Source organism: Streptomyces sp. NPDC059456 (assembly GCF_042750055.1).
GTDB lineage: Bacteria > Actinomycetota > Actinomycetes > Streptomycetales > Streptomycetaceae > Streptomyces.
On sequence record NZ_JBHYVA010000394.1, the window covers coordinates 3,848 to 7,867 of the forward strand.

The 4,020-nt window shown below is 71.8% G+C and carries 2 protein-coding genes and 1 pseudogene; 2 read left to right on the forward strand and 1 reads right to left on the reverse strand.

The features are described 5' to 3' along the window. Nucleotides 1-17: 17 nt before the first annotated feature. Nucleotides 18-1,613 (reverse strand): protein kinase, encoded by a 1,596-nt coding sequence (locus ACFXA3_RS27945; protein ID WP_385191202.1) that lies wholly within the window; start codon nucleotides 1,611-1,613, stop codon nucleotides 18-20. A 230-nt stretch (nucleotides 1,614-1,843) separates the two neighbouring features. Here ACFXA3_RS27945 and ACFXA3_RS27950 point away from each other — a divergent pair, with 230 nt between their 5' ends. Both ACFXA3_RS27950 and ACFXA3_RS27955 read left to right on the forward strand, forming a co-directional pair. Further along, a complete protein-coding gene (locus ACFXA3_RS27950) occupies nucleotides 1,844-3,532 on the forward strand; it encodes a protein kinase (RefSeq protein WP_385191204.1) in 1,689 nt (562 codons plus the stop codon). Between the two features lie 119 nt (nucleotides 3,533-3,651). Then, a pseudogene (locus ACFXA3_RS27955) lies at nucleotides 3,652-4,020 on the forward strand (hypothetical protein); the annotation flags it as partial.

The window sequence follows — 4,020 nt, forward strand, 5'->3', positions numbered from 1 at the left end:
CCCGACCGTTGCGCGCTCTAGGTCCCGTCGCCCAGCGGGTCGGGGGTGGACCCGCCCCCACCGGTTCCGCTCGACTTCGACGGCGAGGACGAGGCCGACTTCGAAGCCGACGGCGAGGCCTTCGAGGCGGACGGCGACGGGGAGAACGACGGCGACGTCGACGGGCTGGCGCTCGGGGTGTACTTGTTGCTGCGGCCCGGGCTCGGCGTGAAGTCGTCCGACGAATGCGTCGACGGCGTCTCCCGCGGCGGTGTGCTCTGCTGCTCGGACGGGGTGCTCGGCTGACTGCTCGAAGAACTCTGGACGGTCTTCGGCGTGTTGTCGTCCGTGTTCTTGTGCGACACCGAGTTGACGGCGTACGCCACGCCGCCCGCGATCGCGACGATCGCCAGCACCGCGAACAGCCACAGCTTCCAACGGCCGCCGCCGCGGTCCTCGTAGCCGTCGTAGCCGCCCTGGCCGCCCGGTCCACCGCCGTGGCCGTGGTTGTCGTACCCGCCCCCGCCGGGGAAGGCCGAACCGTCGTCGGGGTTCAGCGGCGGCACCATCGGCTGCTGGAACTGCGAGGTCGTGGCGTGCGCCGGATAGTTCTGCTGCCCGCCCGCCGGACCCATCGGCATCGCCGTGGTCTGCGCACCGCCGCGCCCGTGGGGCAGGGCCATGGTGACCGGGCCGGTGTTCCAGGTGCCCGTGTTCGGCCCCTGGTCGTGCAGCATCTGGAGCGCGTACTGGACCAGCCCGCGCATCTCCTCGGCGCTCTGGAACCGGTCGTCCGGGTCCTTGGCGAGGGAGCGCATGACGAGGCCGTCGAGCTCCTGCGGGATCTGGTGGCCCTCCGGCAGCTGCGAGGGCGGCACCGGCGCGTCCTGCACGTGCTGGTAGACCACCGAGAGCGGGGTCTCACCGGTGAACGGGGGCCGCAGCGCGAGCAGTTCGTACAGCAGGCAGCCGGTCGCGTACAGGTCGGAGCGGTGGTCGACGGCCTTGCCGAGCGCCTGCTCGGGCGACAGGTACTGCGGGGTGCCCATGACCATGCCGGTCTGGGTCATCGTCGACTGGGCGCCGTGCAGGGCGCGCGCGATGCCGAAGTCCATCACCTTGACCGCGCCGGCGTCCGTGATGATCACGTTGGCGGGCTTGATGTCACGGTGCACGATGCCGTGCTGGTGCGAGTACGCGAGGGCTTCCAGCACGCCCGAGACGATGATGAGCGCCTGCTCGGGGCCCGGGGCCTCGGCGCTGATCAGCAGGTCGCGGATGGTGCGGCCCTCGACCAGCTCCATGACGATGTACGGCACCGTGTTGGGGCCGACCTTGTCCTCGCCGGAGTCGTACACGGCGACGACGGCATGGTGGTTGAGCCCGGCGACCGACTGCGCCTCACGCGTGAAGCGGGCCTTGGAGACCGGGTCCTCCGCGAGATCGGCGCGCAGCAGCTTCACCGCGACGGTCCGGCCCAGCCGGACGTCCTCGGCGGCGAACACCTCCGCCATGCCGCCGCGGCCCAGGCGGTGGGTCAGCCGGTAGCGGCCGTCGCCGACCAGGCCGCCGGCGCCCCAATGCTCAGGACCGTCGGCCATCCCGGCGCCGTTTCCCTCGGGTTCGGGTGCCATCAGTCCTCGCCGTCGTCTCTCTCGGCCGCCGCTTCGCGGTAGGTCCTTTTTCCGTGTGCTCCGATGAACGCTACAGCCTCGCAACAGGTCGCCGTCCGGACATCCGCGTGTGTACGGGTGTGGTCACGGAACGGGTACCCGGCTTGACGTGTGCTTGCCCTCCGGCAGACTGGGCGCGACATGCGCTCAGCCAGACGCGTAGGGACACATCCCGAGGGGAAGCAACAGTCATGAGCCAGGACGGCACTCAGGGCCAGTACGCAGGCGGCTCTCTGGCCGGTGGCCGTTACCAGCTAAGGGACTTGCTCGGTGCGGGCGGCATGGCGTCCGTCTACCTCGCCTACGACTCGGCCCTCGACCGCCAGGTCGCCATCAAGACCCTGCACAGCGACCTCGGCCGCGAACAGTCCTTCCGCGAGCGCTTCCGCCGCGAGGCCCAGGCTGTAGCGAAACTGTCGCACACGAACATCGTCTCGGTATTCGATACGGGCGAGGGCGAGGTGACGTTCAGCGATCCCGGGGCGGGCGACGCCGCGGTGATGCCGTACATCGTCATGGAGTACGTGGAGGGCCAGCCGCTCGGCTCCGTGCTGGAGGCGGACATCCGCCAGTACGGGGCGATGCCCGCCGACAAGGCGCTGAAGGTGACGGCCGACGTACTGGCCGCGCTGGAGGTCAGCCACGAGATGGGCCTGGTCCACCGCGACATCAAGCCCGGCAACGTGATGATGACCAGGCGCGGTGTGGTCAAGGTCATGGACTTCGGCATCGCCCGCGCCATGCAGTCGGGGGTCACCTCGATGACGCAGACCGGCATGGTCGTCGGCACCCCCCAGTACCTCTCGCCGGAGCAGGCGCTGGGCCGCGCCGTGGACGCCCGCTCCGACCTGTACTCGGTCGGCATCATGCTGTTCCAGCTGCTGACCGGCCGGATCCCGTTCGACGCGGACTCCCCGCTGGCCATCGCCTACGCCCACGTGCAGGAGGAGCCGGTCGCCCCGTCCTCCATCAACCGGTCGGTCAGCCCGGCGATGGACGCCCTGGTGGCGCGCGCGCTGAAGAAGAACCCGAACGAGCGCTTCCCCACGGCCGCCGCCATGCGCGACGAGATCGCGCGGGTGCTGTCGGCCGGCCAGACCGGCGCCCCGGCCATCGTCCCGGGCGTTCACACGGGGTCGAGCGGCGCGGGTGTCGGCTCGGCCGTGTTCCCCCCGGTGGACTCCGGGTTCCAGGCGCCGCCGGCCCACTCGGTGCAGCAGCCGTACGCGCCGACCCCGACGCCGTCGCCCTACGCCCCGCAGACCCCGCCGCCGGCGGCCCAGCCGCACGGTCAGGGCGGGTACGCGTACCCGCCGCAGCAGCAGGTCGCGCACCAGCAGCAGTACGCACCGCAGACGCCGCCGCCGTTCACCATCTCGCCGTCGGGCGGCACGGGCCCGTCCACCCGGGTCGGCGCGGGCGGCGGCAAGCGGAACATGCCGGTGGTCGTCGGCGCGGTCCTGGTGGCGCTGCTGGCGGTCGGCGGTCTGATCGCGGCCGTCGTGAACGGCGGCGGCGACAAGGACAAGGACAAGGCGGGCGGCGGTTCCGCCTCGCCCGCCGCCTCCGCGTCCTCCTCGGCCAAGACCGGCTACAAGGGTCCGGACACCTCGCGCACGATCGACGCGGCCAAGTGCAAGGACCCGGTCAAGTACTTCAGCGACGCGACCAAGTACACGGCGCCCGACCTGCGCTACAAGAACCTGCTCTCGGTCAAGGAGTGCATCCAGGCCTCGGGCGGCAAGTACAAGATCGTCGAGAAGGACGAGGCCGTCTACGGCAAGGACACCGTCCTCGACCAGACCCCGCGGCCCGGCGACAAGATCGACAAGGAAGGCACGGAGTACACGCTGACCGTGTCGACCGGCAATCCGGAGTAGTCCGCACGACGCATCTGACATCCCGGGTGACCCTCATGGGGCGCCCGGGATGCCCGCTTTGCCCCACTATGTAAACCTGAGCACAACATCTCGGCTGCTCGGGACGGGAGGGGCTCCCCGTGACTCAACGCCTCCGCGCGCAGCGCTGGCTGGCCGGGGCCGCAGTGGCCGCCGCCGCGCTGTCCCCCGCCGCCCCCGCCGCGTCCGCCGCCGCCTCCCCGGCCGGCCCGGCGACCACCGTCCGCCCGCTCGCGCAGGCCGCCCCGGCCTCCGCCGTCGCCGCGCGCGCAGGAGCCCGGGGCAGAACCCCCGACAGGGCCCCCGGGAAGGCCCCCGGCACCGCGCCGAAGGCCGACGACGCCGACGCCGACCCCCTGGCCGACGTTCCCCACGAGGCGTACGAGGACCGCGCCCGGTCTCTGATACACCTCTCCGAGCCCCCGCGACCCCTTGCGATCGCGTGGTGCGGCGGCGGCTGGGCCAAGGTG